General features: G+C 61.0%; 16 protein-coding genes, 6 tRNA genes and 1 pseudogene. 18 read left to right on the plus strand and 5 right to left on the minus strand.

Annotated elements, in window-relative coordinates:
- Nucleotides 1–20: 20 nt before the first annotated feature.
- The 4 genes from tilS (at nucleotide 21) to ACUN0E_RS27865 (ending at nucleotide 4515) form a co-directional block, all read left to right on the plus strand.
- Nucleotides 21–1523, plus strand: a complete 1503-nt coding sequence (tilS, locus tag ACUN0E_RS27850; RefSeq protein WP_445568618.1) for a tRNA lysidine(34) synthetase TilS — start codon at nucleotides 21–23, stop codon at nucleotides 1521–1523.
- Nucleotides 1524–1916: 393 nt separating this feature from the next.
- Nucleotides 1917–3167: an aspartate kinase gene (locus ACUN0E_RS27855; RefSeq protein WP_408223777.1), complete on the plus strand. Its 1251-nt coding sequence runs from the start codon at nucleotides 1917–1919 to the stop codon at nucleotides 3165–3167.
- Between the two features lie 193 nt (nucleotides 3168–3360).
- Nucleotides 3361–3454, plus strand: a tRNA-Ser gene (locus ACUN0E_RS27860).
- 713 nt (nucleotides 3455–4167) lie between these two features.
- Nucleotides 4168–4515 carry a hypothetical protein gene (locus tag ACUN0E_RS27865; protein ID WP_408209922.1) on the plus strand — a complete coding sequence of 116 codons (348 nt, stop codon included), beginning with the start codon at nucleotides 4168–4170 and terminating at the stop codon, nucleotides 4513–4515.
- A gap of 128 nt (nucleotides 4516–4643) precedes the next feature.
- On the opposite strand, the pseudogene ACUN0E_RS27870 reads toward ACUN0E_RS27865, so the two are convergent.
- A pseudogene (locus ACUN0E_RS27870) lies at nucleotides 4644–4742 on the minus strand (enoyl-[acyl-carrier-protein] reductase FabI); the annotation flags it as partial.
- Nucleotides 4743–4907: 165 nt separating this feature from the next.
- Here ACUN0E_RS27870 and ACUN0E_RS27875 point away from each other — a divergent pair.
- The 5 genes from ACUN0E_RS27875 (at nucleotide 4908) to ACUN0E_RS27895 (ending at nucleotide 11494) form a co-directional block, all read left to right on the plus strand.
- Nucleotides 4908–6863 carry an extracellular solute-binding protein gene (locus ACUN0E_RS27875; protein WP_408223774.1) on the plus strand — a complete coding sequence of 652 codons (1956 nt, stop codon included), beginning with the start codon at nucleotides 4908–4910 and terminating at the stop codon, nucleotides 6861–6863.
- 54 nt (nucleotides 6864–6917) lie between these two features.
- Complete coding sequence (locus ACUN0E_RS27880; RefSeq protein WP_445568619.1) at nucleotides 6918–7955, plus strand: microcin C ABC transporter permease YejB; 1038 nt, start codon at nucleotides 6918–6920, stop codon at nucleotides 7953–7955.
- Nucleotides 7955–9061: an ABC transporter permease gene (locus tag ACUN0E_RS27885; protein ID WP_445568620.1), complete on the plus strand. Its 1107-nt coding sequence runs from the start codon at nucleotides 7955–7957 to the stop codon at nucleotides 9059–9061. Before ACUN0E_RS27880 ends, ACUN0E_RS27885 begins: the two co-directional genes overlap by 1 nt.
- 5 nt (nucleotides 9062–9066) lie before the next feature.
- On the plus strand, nucleotides 9067–10692 hold the full coding sequence (locus ACUN0E_RS27890) for an ABC transporter ATP-binding protein (protein ID WP_445570527.1): 1626 nt from the start codon (nucleotides 9067–9069) through the stop codon (nucleotides 10690–10692).
- A gap of 136 nt (nucleotides 10693–10828) precedes the next feature.
- Nucleotides 10829–11494, plus strand: a complete 666-nt coding sequence (locus ACUN0E_RS27895) for a C40 family peptidase (RefSeq protein ID WP_172315611.1) — start codon at nucleotides 10829–10831, stop codon at nucleotides 11492–11494.
- Between the two features lie 186 nt (nucleotides 11495–11680).
- Here ACUN0E_RS27895 and ACUN0E_RS27900 read toward each other — a convergent pair whose 3' ends face one another.
- Nucleotides 11681–12631 (minus strand): patatin-like phospholipase family protein, encoded by a 951-nt coding sequence (locus ACUN0E_RS27900; RefSeq protein WP_408223765.1) that lies wholly within the window; start codon nucleotides 12629–12631, stop codon nucleotides 11681–11683.
- A 414-nt stretch (nucleotides 12632–13045) separates the two neighbouring features.
- Between ACUN0E_RS27900 and gltX the strand changes: the two genes are divergently transcribed.
- The 7 genes from gltX (at nucleotide 13046) to ACUN0E_RS27935 (ending at nucleotide 15967) form a co-directional block, all read left to right on the plus strand.
- A complete protein-coding gene (gltX, locus tag ACUN0E_RS27905) occupies nucleotides 13046–14455 on the plus strand; it encodes a glutamate--tRNA ligase (protein WP_445568621.1) in 1410 nt (469 codons plus the stop codon).
- A gap of 122 nt (nucleotides 14456–14577) precedes the next feature.
- A tRNA-Ala gene (locus ACUN0E_RS27910) sits at nucleotides 14578–14653 on the plus strand.
- 165 nt (nucleotides 14654–14818) lie between these two features.
- Nucleotides 14819–14894 (plus strand) — tRNA-Glu (locus tag ACUN0E_RS27915).
- Nucleotides 14895–14976: 82 nt separating this feature from the next.
- A tRNA-Asp gene (locus ACUN0E_RS27920) sits at nucleotides 14977–15053 on the plus strand.
- A gap of 61 nt (nucleotides 15054–15114) precedes the next feature.
- Nucleotides 15115–15190: transfer RNA gene (locus tag ACUN0E_RS27925), tRNA-Glu, on the plus strand.
- Between the two features lie 82 nt (nucleotides 15191–15272).
- A tRNA-Asp gene (locus ACUN0E_RS27930) sits at nucleotides 15273–15349 on the plus strand.
- A 153-nt stretch (nucleotides 15350–15502) separates the two neighbouring features.
- A complete protein-coding gene (locus ACUN0E_RS27935; RefSeq protein ID WP_408223759.1) occupies nucleotides 15503–15967 on the plus strand; it encodes a GNAT family N-acetyltransferase in 465 nt (154 codons plus the stop codon).
- 60 nt (nucleotides 15968–16027) lie between these two features.
- Here ACUN0E_RS27935 and ACUN0E_RS27940 read toward each other — a convergent pair whose 3' ends face one another.
- A complete protein-coding gene (locus ACUN0E_RS27940) occupies nucleotides 16028–16897 on the minus strand; it encodes an AraC family transcriptional regulator (RefSeq protein WP_408223756.1) in 870 nt (289 codons plus the stop codon).
- A 220-nt stretch (nucleotides 16898–17117) separates the two neighbouring features.
- Between ACUN0E_RS27940 and rraA the strand changes: the two genes are divergently transcribed.
- Both rraA and ACUN0E_RS27950 read left to right on the plus strand, forming a co-directional pair.
- Nucleotides 17118–17612, plus strand: coding sequence for a ribonuclease E activity regulator RraA (gene rraA, locus ACUN0E_RS27945; protein ID WP_408223753.1), 495 nt, complete (start codon nucleotides 17118–17120; stop codon nucleotides 17610–17612).
- 52 nt (nucleotides 17613–17664) lie between these two features.
- The gene (locus ACUN0E_RS27950; RefSeq protein ID WP_408223750.1) at nucleotides 17665–18066 is read left to right on the plus strand and encodes a gamma-glutamylcyclotransferase family protein; all 402 of its coding nucleotides are present in this window, start codon (nucleotides 17665–17667) and stop codon (nucleotides 18064–18066) included.
- A gap of 219 nt (nucleotides 18067–18285) precedes the next feature.
- On the opposite strand, the gene aceB is transcribed toward ACUN0E_RS27950, so the two are convergent.
- Both aceB and ACUN0E_RS27960 read right to left on the minus strand, forming a co-directional pair.
- Complete coding sequence (gene aceB, locus ACUN0E_RS27955) at nucleotides 18286–19896, minus strand: malate synthase A (protein ID WP_445568622.1); 1611 nt, start codon at nucleotides 19894–19896, stop codon at nucleotides 18286–18288.
- Between the two features lie 83 nt (nucleotides 19897–19979).
- Nucleotides 19980–20825 carry a (S)-2-haloacid dehalogenase gene (locus tag ACUN0E_RS27960; RefSeq protein WP_408223744.1) on the minus strand — a complete coding sequence of 282 codons (846 nt, stop codon included), beginning with the start codon at nucleotides 20823–20825 and terminating at the stop codon, nucleotides 19980–19982.
- Between the last annotated feature and the right edge of the window lie 76 nt (nucleotides 20826–20901).

Genomic DNA, 20901 nt, shown 5'->3' on the forward strand with positions numbered 1-20901 from the left:
GCGCGTTACGCGCTAGCGACGTGACTCCCACCGCCGATTCGCACGCTGACCGCCTCGTTCTCGAGGCGGTCAGCGTGGCGCTGTCCGCGTTGCCTGCGAATGCGCGGATTGCGATTGCGTTCAGTGGTGGCGTCGATTCGAGCGTGTTGCTCGATGCGGCAGTGCGTATTGCGGGCGCGTCGCGTTGTGTCGCGCTGCATGTGCACCATGGTCTGAGCGCTCACGCTGACGAGTGGCTCGCGCACTGCGAAGCGTTTGCGCAGGACCGTGGCCTTGAGTTCGCGGCGCAGCGTGTGGAAGTGGTGCGAGACGGGGGCATAAGTGTCGAGGCCGCGGCGCGCGATGCGCGTTATCGCGCACTGGACACGATGTGCGCAACACGCGCCGTTCACACGCTATGGCTCGCGCAACACGCGGACGACCAGGCGGAGACGGTACTGTTGCAACTGTTGCGCGGCGCGGGCCTGGCGGGTCTTGCTGCGATGGCGCCCGAGTACTTGCCGGCGGGTGCCGCTGCGGTGCGCGTGAGGCCGTTGTTGCACCTGCTGCGTGCGCAACTCGAACAGTACGCGAGCGCCCGTAATCTGCGCTGGATCGACGACGAATCGAACGCGGACACGCGTTACGCGCGCAACGCATTGCGCCACGAGGTGACGCCGGCGCTGGCCGTCCACTTTCCTGGTTTTCGCGATGCACTCGCGCGCACGGCCGCGCATGCGGCGTCGGCGCAACGTCTGCTCGACGATCTCGCGCGCATCGATCTGGACGCAGCAGCGCGCGATGAAGGCCGTGCACTCTCGCATGACGCGCTGTTCACCCTGGATGACGATCGTGCGCTCAACCTGCTGCGCTACTGGATGCGCGCGCTGGGTTTCGTTGCTGCATCGACCGCGCGTCTTACCGACGTTTTGCGCCAGTTGCGCGAAGTCGGGAAAGCCGGCGAGGGCCATAGCCTGCGTATCGATCATGCAGGGCAGGCGTTGCGCAGTTATCGCGGCCTCGTCTATTGGGAAGCGGGTGATAGCGGCGAACCCGCCGACGAAACCGCGCTCACTGAGCGCGCCGTCAGCGAACTCGCATGGCAAGGTGAGGCGATCTGGCGTTTGCCGCAATGGCGAGGCACCTTTGTGTTCGTCGCTGTCGATGCAAATCTGGGCGGGGATGCCGGCGCTGATCCCGATATCGGTCGCGATGCCTCCGGCAATGCAGATGTCGTGCGGGACGGCCCCGATACGCTTCCTGTCAGCGTTCTACGCCGGGCATTGTTGAGCGCGCGATCGCGCAGCGGCGGCGAACGGATGCGCACCAGCGCTGCACAAAGCGGCCCGAGCCGTACGCTGAAAAACCTGTTCCAGGAGCGCGGCATTCCCGCATGGAAGCGCGACGTGCCGCTGCTTTACGTGGGCGGTGACCTGCTGTTCGTGCCCTTGCTCGGTTTGAACCGCGCAGTGTTGCCCGAGCAGGTCAATGCGGCCGAACCGCGCGTCAGGATCATCTGGCGCGACGACCTGCTAATCGCCTGACCGACCGATCGGACAGGCGGCTTATCTGGCCGGCGCATCCCGGAAATAGGGCGCAAAACCGCACCGGATAAGCCTTTGCTGCCCGCAATGTGAGCAATCCGACGGGCATTTCGGCTTGTCTTTTTGCGCTCGATCGGGTAATTTAACTTGTTTGCCCGACCCGATTTCGCCGTCGCTTTTGTCAATTTTTCGTATTTGCCGGTTTGCGAGCGTGATCCGTCGTTTCCGGTAAGCCACTAGCGATCATTCCCGGGCAAATCCGCGCGTCTTACGCGCGCGCTGCATCTACGCCGCCACACACTTTGCCGTCGTTCACAAGACGTTGCGCTCCTGTGCTTTTGTGCGGTCGTCTCCAGCGCGCCAGCGCGGTTTATCCTCCAGTTCAGAACGACAATGGCACTCATCGTACATAAATACGGCGGCACCTCGATGGGCTCGGTCGAGCGCATCAAGAACGTCGCCAAGCGCGTCGCGAAATGGCACAAGGCCGGCCACAAGATGGTCGTCGTGCCGTCGGCAATGTCCGGCGAAACCAACCGCTTGCTCGGTCTCGCGAAAGAGATCACGAGTCAGCCGAGCCCGCGCGAACTCGACATGATCGCCGCCACTGGCGAGCAGGTCAGCTCGGGGCTGCTCGCCATCGCGCTGCAGGAAGCCGGCGTCGACGCGGTCAGCTACGCCGGCTGGCAAGTGCCGGTCAGAACGGATAGCGCGTTCACGAAAGCACGCATCAGCGAAATCGACGGCGAGCGCGTGCTGCGCGATCTCGACGCAGGCAAAGTAGTGGTGATTACAGGCTTCCAGGGTATCGACCCCGAAGGCAACATCACCACACTGGGCCGCGGCGGTTCGGATACGTCCGCTGTCGCGGTCGCTGCCGCATTGAAAGCCGACGAGTGCCTGATTTACACGGACGTCGACGGCGTCTACACGACCGACCCGCGCGTGGTGGAAGAAGCACGCCGCCTCGATCGCGTGACGTTCGAAGAAATGCTGGAAATGGCAAGCCTGGGTTCCAAGGTGCTGCAGATCCGCTCGGTGGAATTCGCCGGCAAATATCAGGTGAAGACGCGCGTGCTGTCGAGCCTGACCGATCCGCTCATCCCGCTCGACGCTGAAATGAAGTCGGGCACCCTGATTACTTTTGAAGAAGACGAGACCATGGAAAAAGCAGTCATCTCGGGCATCGCGTTCCAGCGCGACGAAGCTCGTATCGCCGTGATGGGTGTGCCCGACAAGCCGGGCATCGCGTATCAGATTCTCGGCCCGGTGGCGGACGCGAATATCGACGTCGACATGATCATCCAGAACCAGAGCGTCGACGGCAAAACGGCCTTCACGTTCACGGTCGGCCGCGGCGACTATCAGCGCGCCATGGATATCCTCACGGGCCAGGTGAAGGGTCACGTGCAGGCTGAACAGGTGCTGGGCGATCCGAAGGTGTCGAAGGTATCGGTGGTCGGCGTCGGCATGCGTTCGCATGTGGGTATCGCGAGCACGATGTTCCGCACGCTGTCGGAAGAGGGCATCAACATCCAGATGATCTCGACCTCCGAAATCAAGATTTCGGTGCTGATCGACGAGAAGTACATGGAACTCGCCGTGCGCGCGCTGCATAAGGCGTTCGAACTGGATCAAGCGTAACGTGCTGCACGGGGTGAGGCGTACAAGAGCGCCTCATCTTTTATGCGTGACCGTGCACGCGGCCGGTGTGAATAAATTGCGTCGTCCATGACAAACCTGGCACAAAAAATGTGCGGTAGACATTGACCTTCGTGGTTCGGCCCGCTATTATCTTGGCTTCGTTGCGCTGACTCCCTGCGCAACCGAAAGTTTGGGAGACGTGGCCGAGAGGTCGAAGGCACTCCCCTGCTAAGGGAGCATCTGGGCCAAAACCTGGATCGAGGGTTCGAATCCCTCCGTCTCCGCCAGCAATGGTGGCAAACCCCGCAGAGTCTAGGCTCTGCGGGGTTTTGTTTTTGTGACACGCGATTTATGCGTCGGCAAGTCGTGGCGGGAACTGGGCCGCCGCGTATTCCATACTTTGCGTTCTTCAGCGGGAAGGCTGGCTCAACGCCGGTACCGATCCGGTTGATTTCATACCTCAGTTTGTCAGTGTGTGATGCGGCTCCGCGGCGAGAGTCGAACGCATCATCCATGCTGATCAGGCAAGAGCTCCGATGGAGGGGTAGGACGCCAGCGCGCGGAAAAGCAAGGGCGATTGAGACAGATGGAATGGACGGATCTCAGCGTCCGGCCAGGCCTGTTAGCCCCGTTACGTGCCGCGAGAATGTTTCGATATCCTACTGATTTCGGTGCGCTGGCAATATCGCGCCCATAAGGCTGACCGTGGAGCCGATGGCCGGATTAACTGGCGCATGCGGGAGCATGCGTCAGAATCGCCACGCAGCGAATGCGGTCGGTGACAGATGGCTAAAACCATCGACAAACGGGTGACTAACGGCGAGGCGGTTCGATTACACCGTCACTACGTTTTCACCAGACTTCTGCCCAATGTAACGAGACGTAACCAGGCGGCCAGCGCTGCGATGTTATGCATCAGTTATTACAAAGTTGAAATACGCGGATGGCTACCTTGCGCTATATTTCGGCCAACAACACACATTCTTCAAAAGGGTGATCAATGAAGTCCGCACGTCTTGTTCCACTTCTGATCGGGGTTCTCGGGTTGGCTGCGTCGGGTGCTGCAATGGCCGGTGGGCTCAACATTGGTGTCAACATCGGCATTCCCGCGCCGGTCTATGTGGCCCCGGCGCCGATCTATGCACCGCCGCCTCCGCCTCCGCCGCCCGTCGTCTATCAACCGGCTCCTGTGTACTACGGCGGTCCGGCGATCGTGATCGGCTGGCACGGCGACCGCTATTGGGACGGCCGCCGCTACTGGGCGCGTGACGATTGGTATCGCCGTCACCCCCCGGGTCGCTACGACTACGGCCGTGACCACTACGACAATCGTCGCGGCTGGCACTAAACCAGGTAGTCGCGGATGATCCAGCCGCGAAGTAAAAAAACCGCCCGGACAGGGCGGTTTTTTATTGCGCTCGCGAAACCGGCAGACCTGGCGACGGGCCCCGGCGTCAATGCAGCAAGCAAGCCCAATTATTCAGCTACGGCAGCCGTACCGCCGACCACAGCGTTAAAGCCGCTGTCTACGTGCACGATTTCCGCCGTCACGGTGGCGGCCGGATTCGACAGCAGGCCGGTCAGCAAGATGCGTTTACCAGCGAGGAAGCCAATCAATTCTCCCGACAAGGTCCGCGCGCCACGCGCGTGAATGTCGTGTAGATGAGATGTGCGGATTGCGCGGGTTTATTGGGTAGAATTCTCTCACATTGCAATTGCCCACTGACCAACAAGGCCCCTATGACAACTGGCTCGCGATGGGCTAAAACGCCTCGCGCACCTCGATGCAGCGTGATTCACAGGCTATCGCGTGTCGGTCTACCGGTTGTGTCGCGGGTTGTGCCTTACTCCTGGCGGTCGGTGTGCGCCGTCGTGCTGTGTGGCCTGTCCGCCGTGGCCGGTTTGCTCGCAGCGCCCGAGGCCCACGCGGTCTACGCGATCGCGCAATACGGTGAGCCGAAATATCCGGCCGATTTCAAACACTTCGACTACGTCAACCCGGATGCGCCAAAGGGCGGCACGCTGGTGATGGCGAATCCGAGCCGGCTCACCAGCTTCGATAAATTCAATCCGTTCACACTGCGCGGCAATACCGCGCCGGGCGTGGATCTGATGTTCGAAAGCCTGACCACCGGCAGCAGTGACGAAGTGGCCTCCGCCTATGGCCTGCTCGCCGACGACATCAATATTGCAGCGGACGGCTTGTCGACCACGTTCCACATCAATCCGCGCGCACGCTTTTCGAATGGCGATCCGGTCACCGCGGACGACGTCAAATTTTCGCTCGACACCTTGAAAAGCCCGCAGGCCGCGCCGCAATTCGCGTCGATTTTCGGCGAGATCACGCGCGCAGTAGTCGTTGACCCGCACACGATCCGTTTCGAGTTTCGCCAGCGCAATCGTGAGTTGCCGTTGCTGGCGGGCAGCATGCCGGTGTTCTCGCACAAGTGGGGGATGAAGCCGGACGGCAGCCGGATCGCTTTCGACCAGTTGGCGTTCGAGAAACCCATTGCCAGTGGGCCCTATCTGATCGATCAGTATGACAATGGCCGCACGATTACGTATCGGCGTGATCCGAACTACTGGGGTGCGACATTGCCTGTGCGGGTCGGCACGAACAATTTCGATCGGATCGTCTACAAGCTGTATTCGGATAATACGGCGCGGCTCGAGGCGTTCAAGGCGGGCGAATACGATGTACTGGTCGAATATGTCGCACGCAATTGGGTGCGGCGCGACGTCGGCAAGAAGTTCGATAGCGGCGAGCTGATCAAGCGCGAATTTCCGCAGCATAACGGCACCGGCATGCAGGGCTTCGTGCTCAACACGCGGCGGCCATTGTTCCAGGACGTGCGGGTGCGCAAGGCGCTCGATCTCGCACTCGACTTTCAGTGGTTGAACCGGCAACTGTTCTTCAATCAGTACACGCGCATCGACAGCTTCTTCGCCAATACGGATTTGCAGGCGAAGGGCATGCCAACACCTGGCGAGCTGGCGCTGCTTGAGCCGTGGCGCGCCAGGCTCAATCCGGCTGTGTTCGGTCCGCCGCCGAAGCAGCCGGACACCGACCCGCCAGGTTCGCTGCGCGCCAATCTGCTGCAAGCACGTGCGTTGCTGCAGCAGGCGGGGTGGACCTATCGCGACGGCGCATTGCGTAACGCCAAAGGCGAGCCATTCCAGTTCGAAATTCTCGACGATTCCGGTTCGTCCGCTCAGTTCGAGCCGATCGTTGCGACCCTCATCCGCAATCTGCAGAAGCTCGGCATCACCGCGACGTTCCGCGTATCCGACTTCGCGGTCTACCAGAAGCGACTCGACGCATTTGACTTCGACACGACCACGATCCGTATGGCGGACGTGCAGGTGCCCGGTTCGGAACAGATCGACCGGTTCGGCAGTAAGGCCGCGGACACCCCAGGTTCGGACAACGTGATCGGCCTGAAGTCGCCGGCTGTCGATGCGATCCTGAGCGCGCTCGTGCATGCGCAGACGCGGGAGCAACTGATCGACGCGACGCACGCGCTCGACCGGGTGCTGATGCATGGCTACTATGTGATTCCGCAGTGGTACAGCGCTTCGCATCGGGTGGCGTTCAAGCGCGGTTTCGCGTGGCCAAAGACCTTGCCTCTGTACTATGGCGCTGAGGGCTGGATCACGTCGATGTGGTGGTATGCACAGCAGCCGCAACAGCCGTAAGCCCAGGCGCGCCAAGCGTCATTCACTCACCGCCTTCGCACCGGAAACGCCGCCATGTGGAGCTACATCCTCAAACGCCTGCTGTTGATGATCCCGACCTTGCTCGGCGTGCTGACACTGACCTTCGTCGTGATCCAGTTCGTCCCAGGTGGCCCGGTCGAACAGATGCAGCACGAGTTGCGCAAAGGCGCGGAGAATGGCGCGCCATTCGGTCTGCGTGCGCATACCGGCGTCGACGCGCAGCAGATTGCGCAACTGAAAGCGCTGTATGGCTTCGACAAACCGCCGCTCGAGCGCTACGTCCTGATGTTAAAACGCTTCTCGACGTTCGACCTTGGCCAGAGCTATTTCCGCCATCAAAGCGTGTGGTCGCTGATCGTTTCGAAATTGCCGGTGTCGATCAGCATCGGCTTATGGACCTTCTTCCTGACGTACCTGATATCAGTGCCTCTGGGAATAGCCAAGGCGGTACGCAACGGCTCGCGCTTCGATATCGCAACGAGCCTCGTCGTGTTGGTCGGCTATGCCATTCCAGGCTTTGTGCTGGGCGTGCTGTTGCTGGTGCTGTTCGGCGGCGGCAGCTTCCTGCAGCTCTTCCCGCTGCGCAATCTCACCTCGGATAACTGGGCGCAGCTGAGTCTTGGCGGCAAGATTGTCGACTACCTGTGGCATATCACGTTGCCGATTACCGTTTCGGTGGTGGGCAGTTTCGCCGTGGTCACGATGCTGACGAAGAACGCCTTCCTCGACGAAATTCGCAAGCAGTACGTGCTGACCGCGCGTGCCAAAGGTTTGTCGGAAAGGCGCGTGCTGTGGAAGCACGTGTTTCGCAATGCGTTGCTGCCGTTGATCGTCGGTTTTCCGGCAGCGTTTATCGGTGCATTTTTCACCGGCAGTCTGTTGATCGAGACGTTGTTTTCGCTCGACGGGCTCGGTTTGCTGTCATACGAATCGGTGGTGCGGCGCGACTATCCGGTCGTGCTCGGCACGCTCTATCTATTCACGCTGATCGGTCTTGCGACCAAGCTGATTTCCGATCTTTGCTATGTGTGGGTCGATCCCCGCATCCAATTCGAACAACTGGAGCGCTGATGAATCGAGCCCGTCTTTCAGCCGATGCGGCGGCGCGCACCGAACCGGCTCGCGCGTTCGTGTCGCCTACGCCGGCGCGTCGCGTCTGGCAGCGGTTTCGTCAGCAGCGCCTTGGCTACTGGAGTCTGATCATCTTCGTCGTCGCGTTTGCCGCGAGCCTCGCGGGGCCGCTGTGGTCGAACGACAAGCCACTCGTGGTGCGCTACGAAGGGCAGTTGTATTTTCCGATGTTCAAGACTTACGCGGAGACCACCTTCGGCGGCGACTTCCCGACACCCGCCGACTATCTCGACCCGTATATCGAGCGTCGTTTCGACACGCCGGGTAATTTTGCAGTGTATCCGCCGAACCGGTACTACTACGACACGCTGAATTATTTCTCGAAGGAGCCGAACCCGGCGCCGCCGTCGCGCGATAACTGGTTCGGCACCGACGACCGCGGCCGCGATCTCTTCGCGCGTCTTCTGTATGGTTTTCGCGTGTCGGTGGAATTTGGGTTGGTGCTGACCTTGATTGGCACCGTGCTCGGGATTGCCGCGGGCGCCGTGCAGGGTTACTTCGGAGGACGTACCGATATCATCGGGCAGCGTCTGATCGAAATCTGGAGTGCCATGCCGGAGCTTTACCTGTTGATCATTTTCTCGTCGATCTTCGAGCCGGGGTTCATTCTGCTGATCGTGCTGCTGTCGTTGTTCGGCTGGATCGGTTTGTCCGATTACGTGCGCGCGGAGTTTCTGCGCAACCGTCACCAGGACTACGTGCGTGCCGCGCGGGCGATGGGACTCTCGAACTGGCAGATCATGTGGCGGCACGTATTGCCCAACAGTTTGACGCCAGTGATCACGTTTCTGCCGTTCCGCATGAGCGGCGCGATTCTCGCGCTCACCAGCCTCGATTTTCTCGGCCTGGGCGTGCCTTCGCCGACACCGAGCCTGGGCGAACTGCTTGCGCAAGGCAAGGCGAATCTCGACGCATGGTGGATTTCGTTGTCCACTTTCGGCGTGCTGGTGGCGATGCTGTTGCTGCTGACGTTCATGGGCGATGCCCTGCGCAACGCGCTGGACACTCGCATCTCCGATGCCATGCGCGCGGGAGGCAACCAGTGAGCGCCATGGTGGAAAACAACGCAAAACAAGGCACGATGCCGCCGCTGCTGGAACTCGATCATCTGCATGTGACCTTCGGCGACACGGTTGCGGTGAACGACGTGACGCTCGCGATCCAGCGCGGCGAACGGGTCGCGCTGGTCGGCGAATCGGGCTCGGGCAAGAGCGTGACCGCACTGTCGATCCTGCGTCTGTTGAGCGATGCGCAAGTGAGCGGGTCGATCCGTTTCGACGGCGAAGATCTGCTCGCCAAAAGCGAACGCGAGATGCGCGGCATGCGCGGCTCGGACATCGCGATGATTTTCCAGGAGCCGATGACAGCGCTCAATCCGCTCTATACGGTCGGCGACCAGATTGCGGAGACGATCGTCGTGCACGACGGCGTAACGGCGAACGAGGCGCGTAAGCGCGCTGTGGCGTTGCTGGGGCGCACGGGCATTGCCGAGCCTGGCAAGCGTGTGAACAGCTATCCTCATCAGCTCTCGGGCGGTCAGCGGCAGCGCGCAATGATCGCGATGGCGCTCGCGTGCCGCCCACGCCTGTTGCTGGCCGACGAGCCGACAACGGCGCTCGACGTGACGATCCGCGCGCAGATCGTCGAGCTGCTGCTGGAGTTGCAACGCGACGAAGCCGAGAAACGCGGCATGGCCGTGCTGCTGATCACGCACGACCTGAATCTGGTGCGGCACTTCGCGCAACGCATCGCGGTGATGGAGAAGGGCGTCCTCGTGGAAAGCGGGCCGGTCGAGCAGGTATTCGAGTCGCCGCAGCATCCGTACACGCAACGTTTGCTGGCGAGCCGTCCGCAGCGCACGGTGGTCCCTGTGCTGCCGATTTCACCGGTGCTGCTCGAAGCGCGCGATGTTTCGGTCGACTTCAAAACGAAACTGCCGGGCTGGAGCGGCTGGTTCCGCTCGGGGCACTTTCGTGCGGTCGCCGATGCGAATGTGTCGGTGCGCCAGGGCGAGACGCTGGGGATCGTCGGCGAATCGGGTTCGGGCAAATCGACGCTCGCGATGGCCTTGCTTGGCCTGCAACGCACCGCGCACGGCGAGATCGAGTTTCAGGGCAGGGCGCTCGGCAGCTATCGCGGCGCCGACCAGACCGCCTTACGCTCGAATATGCAGGTTGTCTTTCAGGACCCGTTCAGTTCGCTGTCGCCGCGCCAGACCATCGAGCGGATCGTCGGCGAAGGGCTGGCGCTGCATCGGCCGCAAATGAGCCAGGAGGCGCGGCACGACAAGGTGGTTTCGGTCCTGCGCGAAGTCGGTTTGGACCGCACGGTGCTGTACCGCTATCCGCACGAGTTCTCCGGCGGCCAGCGTCAGCGGATTGCGATTGCGCGCGCTCTGGTGCTGGAGCCACGCATTCTGATCCTCGATGAACCGACCAGTGCGCTCGACGTGTCAATCCAGCAGCAGGTGCTAAAGCTGCTTGCCGGGTTGCAACAGAAGTACAACCTCGGTTTCGTTTTCATCAGCCACGATCTGGCCGTGATCGGCGCGATGGCGCATCGTGTCGCGGTCATGCAAAACGGTTCGATCGTCGAAAGCGGGGACGTTGAGCAGATTTTTGCGACACCGGTGCATCCTTACACTCGAAAGCTGCTGAAAGCGGCGCTTGACCACTGATTTTGCACTCTTTCACCAATTGGGTGCGTGTCTCGATTGTATTTTTCTATTTGTTTTGACACACGAATACTTACTGGCTAGTATCGACCAAACTTTTTCCGTAGCCCACTGATTTTTAGGCAAAAAATACCGACCAATGCAGCACAGAAACCTAACCCAGGCTTGCACGCGCGTCGTCGCCGGGATGTTCATTGGCGTCTTGATGGCAGCAACTCCCGGCGCTTTCGCCGACGAAGTAAGCAGTTTTAATCAGAATGCCTCATATTCGACCCCCAGCGGGTCGAATTCTTTGTCTCCCCTCAATTCGCAATCCGCCGCTCCTGACAGCGACGGCGGCGCCAAATCGTTCCTGTCCGGCATGGCCGGAAAAGCGGGCGACGTGGTGGTCGGCGCGCTGAACATGATCGGCGTTCGCTACCGTTGGGGCGGTAATACGCCCGATTCGGGGCTCGATTGCAGCGGCTTTGTTCGCTACGTGTTCCAGGACACGCTCGGTATGGCGCTGCCGCGCCGCGCCGAGGAAATGAGCCGCGTCGGCGAGAAGGTTCGCGTTAGCGACCTGAAGCCGGGCGATCTGGTGTTCTTCAATACGATGCGCCGTACGTTCTCGCACGTCGGCATCTACATCGGCGACAACAAGTTCGTGCATTCGCCTTCCACGGGTAGCACGATCCGCGTCGACGATCTGGATAGCGGTTATTGGGAAAAGCGTTTCACGGGCGCACGCCGGATCGAGACGTCCTATCAGGACGGTGAGGATCTGCGCAAGCGCGTGAATGCCTCGATTGGCGGCAATCAGTAACAGACTTAGCCCGCACCGGCGATTTGGGTGTGAAAAAAGCCTGCTTCGTTCGAAGCAGGCTTTTTGCGTTTGAGCTTGCCGATAGGTCGGCGAATCATCCGCGCCGTGCCTCAGGCTGCGCCGGCGCTGCGTGCGTGAGGACAGCCGAAGTGCGCCGGTCGCTGCAACCGGCGCTGTCCTGACGAACTAAGCTGCGACGCGGCTCTCGGCCAGCTTGCGTTGCAACTCCGGCATCATCTTCGCCACCGCTTCCTCTCCAGCCAGAATCGCTGCGTTGCGCTGCGAGAAATCGCTGCCGCTCATGGCCGCCAGATTCGGCCGGATCACGACGTCGGCGTACTTGTCGAGTTCATAGGTCTTGATCGTCTGGCCCATGATCGTGAAGGTCTGCATCAGCACGTCGAACGAACTGACAGTGAGGCCGCTTTCCGGGCGCTGTGAGATGTCCACGGCGATCACGAAATCCGCGCCCATCTTGCGTGCGAACGAGGCGGGCACGGGACTCACCAGGCCGCCGTCCACATATTCGTGTCCGCCGATCTTCACCGGCTCGAAAATCGATGGCACGCTGCATGACGCGCGTACTGCAATGCCGGTGTTGCCGCGCTGGAAGAGGATCGGCTGGCCGGTCCGCAGATCGGTGGCGACCACGCCGAGCGGCTTGACCATCTTCTCGATCGGACGGTTGTTGAGCGTCGTATTCAGGTAGTTCTGCAGCGCGATACCTTGCAGAAAACCGCGCGTGCGAAACGGCATGGCCCAGTCGCTGATCGACGCTTCGTCCATGGTCAGCGCGAGCTTGTTGAGCGCAAAGCCGTTCATTCCCGAGGCGTACAGCGCACCGACTACCGAACCCGCGCTCGTGCCGGCCACCAGATCGACCTGGATATTGCGCGCCTCGAGCGCCTTGATCACACCGATGTGCGCGAAGCCGCGCGCGGCGCCGCCGCCTAGCGCGAGTCCAACGCGGATCGTTCGCTGCGGTTTGTCGAGCGGTGGCGAGTTGGTGGGCGGCGTGGTGGCAACCGGTGTGCTATCGGTTTTGCTGCCGCCGGTCGTGGTGCAGGCGGCCAGCACCGCGGAGGCGGCCGCCAATGAGAAGTTGCGACGGGCAAGGCGTGGGGATGACGGTTTCAACGGGTTCTCCAGCAACGGCGGGGGCGACGCAATCGGCGCAACCTGTGCCGCGGTCAGGCGGATAGTCAGACGGACAGGAGCGCCGGTGGCGATTCCATGCGCCGTGGTTCTATCCCCACCCGCAGCGCGCGCACATCATAAATCAAAGCGCCGGATGCGCGTTGGTCCGGTAATGAAACGTTGCAGAGGAGGCCCTCGGGTGTGCTCAAGTAGGCTTCGCGAGCGTCTTGTGTGCTGCCATTGGCCATTTGGACGAGGGCAGGCAACGCGTGTCCGGAAGGTATAATTCGGCTCTCGCATTTATTTCCTTCGTGTCCGTGCAAGGCGTTTTCTGCTGCACGAACACGGTCCGCTGCCGCGCTTCACTGGCGATGTTTGCTACGGCGCCGGCGCCCGTCTTCCGAGTAACCGCTAATGACCACCTCCGTCCGTACCCGTTTCGCACCGAGTCCCACCGGCTTCATCCACCTCGGCAACATTCGCTCCGCGCTTTATCCGTGGGCGTTCGCGCGCAAGATGAAAGGGACCTTCGTGCTGCGGATCGAGGACACCGACGTCGAGCGCTCCACTTCCGAATCCGTCGACGCCATTCTCGAAGGCATGGCGTGGCTCGGCCTCGACTTTGACGAAGGTCCGTTCTATCAAATGCAGCGCATGGACCGGTACCGCGAAGTGCTCCAGCAGATGCAGGACGCAGGGCTCGTGTACCCGTGCTACATGTCGACGGAAGAGTTGGACGCACTGCGCGAACGTCAGCGTGAGGCGGGCGAAAAGCCGCGCTATGACGGCACGTGGCGACCGGAACCTGGCAAGGTCTTGCCGGAGCCGCCGGCGGGTGTGCAGCCCGTGCTGCGCTTCCGCAATCCGCTCACGGGCGTAGTCGCATGGGACGACGCCGTGAAGGGACGTATCGAAATCTCGAATGAAGAACTCGACGACCTCGTGATCGCGCGACCGGACGGCACGCCGACCTACAATTTCTGTGTGGTGGTGGACGATCTGGACATGAGCATCACGCACGTTATTCGCGGTGACGATCACGTGAATAACACGCCGCGCCAGATCAACATCCTGCGCGCGTTGGGCGGTGAGCCCCCGGTCTACGCCCACTTGCCGACCGTGTTGAACGAGCAGGGCGAGAAGATGAGCAAGCGCCACGGAGCGATGAGCGTGGTGGGTTATCGCGACGCAGGCTTTCTGCCGGAAGCCGTGGTCAACTATCTGGCACGTCTGGGCTGGTCGCATGGCGATGCAGAAATCTTTACGCGTGACCAGTTCGTCGAATGGTTCGATCTGGAGCATCTGGGCAAGTCGCCGGCTCAGTACGATCACGACAAGTTGAACTGGCTCAACGCGCACTACATCAAGGAAGCGGACAACGCGCGCCTCGCGGAGCTCGCAAAGCCTTTCTTCGCTGAACTGGGTCTAGACGAAGCCGCCATCGCACACGGCGCCGATCTGACGTCGGTGGTGGGTTTGCTGAAGGACCGTGCGTCGACGGTGAAGGAAATCGCCGAAAACGCCGCGATGTTCTATCGCGTGCCGGCCCCTGAAGCCGATGCGCTTGCGCAGCACGTCACGGATGTCGTGCGTCCGGCGCTTGCCGATCTGGCTGCTTCGCTCAGGACGGTCGAGTGGACCAAGGAAGCGATCGCTGCGGCATTGAAGGCAACGCTCGGCGCGCACAAGCTGAAAATGCCGCAACTGGCCATGCCGGTTCGTCTGCTGGTGGCGGGCACCACGCATACACCGTCGATTGACAGCGTGCTGATGCTGTTCGGTCGTGATGTTGTCGTGAGCCGTATCGAAAAAGCGTTGGCTTAAGCGCATTCGTGCGAGCCTTGAGATTGTTTGCATGCGACTTGCGAAAAAAGTCGCATGCAATTGCTCAAAGGGTATTTACAAAGCGAAAATTGGCCTCTAAAATCTCGTTTCTGTTCTGCAAGGGGGGTATAGCTCAGCTGGGAGAGCGCTTGCATGGCATGCAAGAGGTCAGCGGTTCGATCCCGCTTACCTCCACCATCAGAGCAGAGTGAAGTGGTTCCGAAGTATGGAGCTTGTAGCAAAAAAGACTTCACAAATAGCTGTAACGTAGTTAGAATATTGGTCTTTGCTGCTGACGAAACAGAGTTAGCCGAAAGTTAAAGCGAGTTGGCAGCAAGATAAAGACAGATCTGAAAAGATTATGTCCCCTTCGTCTAGAGGCCTAGGACATCACCCTTTCACGGTGAGTACAGGGGTTCGAATCCCCTAGGGGACGCCAAACATCAGCGTCGCTTGGAAGTAATAAAGCAGCGCAGCTTGCAGAGAAAAAACCAACGCTCGCAAGTCATGATAGGCAAACTGGAGTGGTAGTTCAGTTGGTTAGAATACCGGCCTGTCACGCCGGGGGTCGCGGGTTCGAGTCCCGTCCACTCCGCCAGACAAAGCCCGTTCATGCAAACTTGAACGGGCTTTGTCATTAAAGGTGTAAGCAGTACGTTGTCCCCTTCGTCTAGAGGCCTAGGACATCACCCTTTCACGGTGAGTACAGGGGTTCGAATCCCCTAGGGGACGCCAAGACATCGGCGTCGTTCAGCGAGCAGTATGAGCGGTGCAGTGGGTGAATGAGCAGGGCTCATCAGCCACGGTGCAAAAATCTGGAGCGGTAGTTCAGTTGGTTAGAATACCGGCCTGTCACGCCGGGGGTCGCGGGTTCGAGTCCCGTCCGCTCCGCCAGATTTTAGAAAGCCCACTTCGAAAGAAGTGGGCTTTTTTTATTTCCGCGGTCAGTTTGCCCCTGTATCGTCCGGGTATGCTCGGGACAAACAGCCATTGCCAGCGCGCGCGGCCTGTTTTACCGTTGACCCGACTCATCTTCGTCGTTCCACCATGTTCGATCCAACCGAAGCTCCGTCACCGTTTCATCTGCGCAGCGCCAGCATGGACGATTTCGAGTTCGCCGAGGCGCTGACTCGCAATAACATGGGTGGCTACTATCACCGGCACCATCTGGTCTGGCGTGGCGATCTGTTTCTCGGCAGTTGGCGCGAGTCGGAGAATTTCATTCTGGAAGTGGACGGCCAGCCAATTGGCGTGCTGCGCATCACGCAAGAAGGCGATTCCCTGCATATCCGCGACGTGCAGATTGCCGAAGGGCATCGGCGGCTCGGTGCCGGCACATATCTTCTCGATATGTCACATCAGTGGGCGCGCGAGCGCGGCCTGCGCGAGTTGCAGTTGCGCGTGTTCGTCGACAATCCTGCGGCGCGCCTGTATCAGCGCAAGGGGTACAAGCTGACCGGACCGCGTCTGGCGCAACTCGGAGCGATCCGTCATCTTGCGCGGCGTGTCTGACTCAACGTGCCTGAATCACTGCGTCTGACGCAACGCAGTTAGCGGTTCCGAGCTACGCCGTCACTTTCTTGCGGTCTCTTCATCGGCCTCTGTATCACCACGATCCCCGCTCTCCACGCGATGCTCCGAGCCACGTTCGATGAACGCGCGTGGACTTTCGCCGAACGCCCGCCGGAACATCGCCGAGAACGCACTCTGGCTCTGATACCCCAGTTCCTGCGCGACATGCGAAAGTGGCCGCCCCTGGCTCAACAGCGGAATCGCGCGCGCCAGAACCGCCTGCTGACGCCATTGCGAAAAACTCACGCCCAACTCCTGACGAAACAGCCGCGCAATCGTGCGCGTACTCGCACCCACGCTCGATGCCCATTGCTCGAGCGAATCGCCGTTTGTCGGGTCCGCGATCACCGCCTCACACAATGCGCGCAAGCGCTTTTCGTTGGGCATCGGCACGGACAGAGGGAGCGGCTCCGAACGCGTCAGTTCGTCGAGCGCGAGCGCGCCTAGCAACTGCTCGCGTGTCGCCGAGATACCAGGCGTATCGAGCGCGGCGATGACTTCGCGCAGCAGATCCGATACTTCGACCACGCGCGGCGTATCCAGTCCGGCCGGGACGGTGCTTTCGGTAATGTAGAGCGTGCGCAGAAATGCATCTTCGACTGCGACCACTTCGTGTGTCACATGCGGCGGCACCCAGATCGCCCGGGACGGCGGCACCATCCACGTCGTACCGGTCGTCGCGACCCGCAGCACGCCGCGCGACGCATAGGCCACCTGTGCCCACGCATGCGTGTGTCGTGCGATGCGCCAGCCCGAAGGCATCTGCCGCGAGCGCACGCGGATCGGGTGCGTTTGCGTCGGCTGGAATTCGGGCGGGATGTCGGCGAAGTGGCTCCGGCTCGACTGGACTGAGTCAGTGGGCGAATTCATGTTGAAGAACGATCCAATGGATGGAACTCAAAAAACGCAGAGCCTGCAGATGCGGACCTACGAGCGCGGAGCGCCCGGGCATTGAGCCTTCGGGCACAGAGCGCTGGGAGCACAGACCCGAAGGTGCAGACCCAAAACCACCGGGGCCTCTCATTGTAGGTGTTACGCCGGTGTCAACGTTGCATAATGTCCCCAATGCACGGATCCCGAGGAGACCCCCATGAGCTTTGCAACCGCTGATTTGTGCGACGCGCACGAGGATCAACTGGTGCTCGGAACGCTGCGCGTCCTCGAACCGGTCTTTCATCTTTTCAGCCGTGCCGAGTGTTTCAGCGGCGAGGCGGTCACGTTAAAGGTGTTCGAAGACAACGCGCTCGTACGCGCCACGCTCGAGGAGAAGGGTGCGGGCCGGGTGCTGGTAGTCGACGGCGGTGGCAGTCTGCGGTGCGCGCTGGTAGGCGGCAATCTCGCGCAAATCGCCGAGCAGAATGGCTGGGCGGGCATCGTGCTGAACGGCTGCGTGCGCGATACGCTAGAGCTCAATGAAGTCAATGTCGGGGTGGCGGCGTTGGCGACCTGCCCACGGCGTGGCCAGAAACTCGGCACGGGCGAGCGCGACGTGCCGGTGCAATTGCCGGGCGCGCAGGTCCGTCCTGGCGAATGGATCTATGCGGACATCGACGGCGTGCTGGTGGCGAGCGCGTCGCTGAACTGAATCCTCGGCAACAGCCGAGGTATAAACCCGTAATCAGGGAGAGCAAACGACGATGCAGACCGTCTTTGTATACGGCACATTGCGGGCCGGTGAAGTGAACGACCTCAGTGAGGCTGCGGCGCGCAACGACATCGCCGCACCGAATCTGCTCGGCACGGCCACGGTGCGCGGCCATCTATTCGACTTCGGCTTGTATCCGGGCCTCGTGGTCGACGAAGCGGGCGTGGACGTCATAGGCGACGTCTACGAAATCGACGATGAACTGGTTGCGGTGCTCGACGAGATCGAAGCGGTGTATCCGGGCGTCGAAGATCGTTTCCTCGCGCGCGAAGTGATGGTGAAAGTAGACGGTAACGTCGTGAACTGCCGCTTCTATCCGGTGGCGCCCAATGCGGTGAAGGGCCTCCCGGAAATCAGGTCGGGCGATTGGGTCGAGTATCGCAGCGCACGTTGAGGGCGCGTAACCAGTCGCAGAAAGCTGACCACGAGCACACCACGAACGCATAACGGGCGTACGGCGAGCGCATAAAAAAACGGCCCGGCAGGCATGCGCCTGTCGGGCCGTCCGGTCGGTCAGCCTTGCGACCCGGGCCGCTCTTTCATCTTGCGTGGCTGGTGAAAGCGGGCCCGGTACGATGTCGTTATTGCTGATGCTTGGGGCCGTTCAGGCGCCTCAGATTTCTTCGTACAGCGGCAGTGTCAGGAAGTCGGTGAATTGCTCCGACGTCGACATTTCTCCGAAGATTTGTGCAGCGCGATCGTACGGTTTCGTATCGCCGCCGACTGCCTGCTTCACCTTGTCGAGTTCTTGTGCCGACAACTCGCGCACCAGTTCGGCCGTGACTTTACGGCCGTCTTCGAGCTTGCCCTTCGGCGAGCGAATCCATTGCCACACTTGCGAGCGCGAGATTTCCGCGGTGGCGGCGTCTTCCATCAGGTTGTGAATCGGCACGCAGCCGTTGCCCGCGAGCCACGAACCCAGGTAGTGAATGCCGACGTTGATGTTGTTGCGCAGACCGCCTTCGGTGATCGGCGCTTCAGGACGGAAGTCCATCAGGTCGGTCGCCGTGACGAGCACGTCGTCGCGTTGCTTGCCGATCTGGTTCGGTTTGTCGCCGAGCACCTTGACGAATTCTTCCATCGCGATCGGCACGAGGCCCGGATGCGCGACCCAGCCACCGTCGTAACCGTCGCCGGCATCGCGCGCCTTGTCGGAGCGCACACCGCCCATTGCCTTGTCGTTCGCCGCCGGGTCGTTCTTGATCGGGATCAGCGCGCTCATGCCGCCGATTGCCGGTGCGTTGCGGTGATGGCAGGTTTTCAGCAACAGCAGCGCATAGGCACGCATGAACGGCGCGGTCATCGTGATCTGCGCGCGGTCGGCGAGACAGAAATCGCGGTCGCTCTTGAACTTCTTGATCGCCGAGAAGATGTAGTCCCAACGGCCGGCGTTCAGACCCGAGCTGTGTTCGCGCAACTCGTACAGGATCTCATCCATTTCGAACGCGGCGACGATCGTCTCGATCAACACCGTCGCGCGAATCGTGCCGCGCGGCACACCGACGGCTTCCTGTGCGGCGAGGAAGATGTCGTTCCACAGGCGCGCTTCCAGGTGGCTCTCCATCTTTGGCAGATAGAAGTAGGGCGCCGTGCCGCGCGCGACCTGTTCCTTCGCGTTGTGAACCATGAAGAGCGCGAAATCGAAGATACCGCCAGAGACGCGCTTGCCGTCCACCGTCACATGCTTTTCGTCCAGATGCCAGCCGCGCGGACGCACGATCAGTGTGGCGATCTTGTCGTTCAGCGTGTAGGACTTGCCGTTCTGTTCGAGCGAAATCGTACGGCGCACGGCGTCCTTCAGATTGATGTGGCCGGTAATCTGGTTATCCCAGCTCGGCGCATTCGAATCTTCGAAGTCGGTCATGTACGAATCCGCGCCCGAATTCAGCGCGTTGATGATCATCTTGCGCTCGACCGGCCCGGTGATTTCCACACGGCGGCATTGCAGATCGTGCGGCAGCGGCGCGATCTTCCAGTCGCCTTCGCGCACGCTTTTCGTTGCGGCGAGGAAGTCGGGGCGCTCGCCGGCGTCGAGCCGCTTCGTGCGTTCCACACGAGCCTGCAACAACTGCTGACGGCGCGGTTCGAACGTGCGATGCAGCGCGGCGACGAGCTCGAGCGCTTCGCGGGTGAGGATTGCTTCAAAGCCTGGCTTGATCTCAGCCGTGATTTCCATGCCCTGCGGCAGCTGCAGTAATGACTGCGATGACAGCGGATTCGCCATGGTTTCTCCTTGGTCGGTCAGATTGCAAAGGTGCAAATGTTGAGATGCGGTTGAATTGCGTCGTGGGATCCAGGTGGAAGCTGTCATGCGCCAGGGCTGTGGCGCGTGCGGTTGCCACCTGGATTGCCGGTGCTGCCCGTGCCGCTGTTGCGGTCGGGCGACGCGAGGGACTTCAGAAAAGCGAGCAGATCGTTCATGCCTCCGCCCACGCCATGCGGCATGACGCCCAGTTCTTCGACTGGTGCGTTTTGCCGGTTAAGCCAGAAAGTTGTGAAGCCGAACCAGCTCGCGCCTGCCACGTCCCAGCCGTTCGACGACACGAAGACGATCTCGCGCGGCTCTGCGTCGAAGGCTCGCGTGCCGAGTGCGTAAGCCGTGGGCGAGGGTTTGTAGGCGCGCACTGCGTCGACGGATAGAACATGGTCGAACAGGCCCGTCATGCTGGCGCTCTTCACGGCGATGTCGAGCATTTGCGGATTGCCGTTCGAGAGGATCGCGAGACCCGGCCGTAAGCCGGGTCCGCCGTACGCAGTCGTAGAGACAGATGCAGGCGATGCCGGAGGCGCGTCGCGCAGCTGGCGCAGCGCGGGCACGGCATCGGGAAAAGCGGACAGGCACGCATATTCGTCCATCAGACGCTTCTCTGCCGCGCGGCCCAGCGTGAGATGCAGTTTCTTGGCGGCGAAGCGCAAGGCGTCGAGCGTGATGTCCCAGAACGGCCGGTAATGCCCGCCGGGCGCATCGGCCGGATCGGCGAGCGTACGCAACTGCGTGTATTCGATCTGTTTTTGGCGCCACAACTGCGAGAGCGCATCGCCGTGGCCGGGAAACATCTGCTCCGCGGCAGCGATCACCGAATGCACGTCGAAAAGCGTGCCGTATGCGTCGAAAATCACTGCTTTAGGGAAGGGTGTCGTTGTGGCCGACATTGCCGTGCACTCCTATCAGAGGTCAGGATGGATTGTATTAGTGATGCTATGCGCTAAAAAAGAGGTTAAACATCAC

The sequence above is a fragment of the Paraburkholderia sp. D1E genome, from assembly GCF_052682275.1.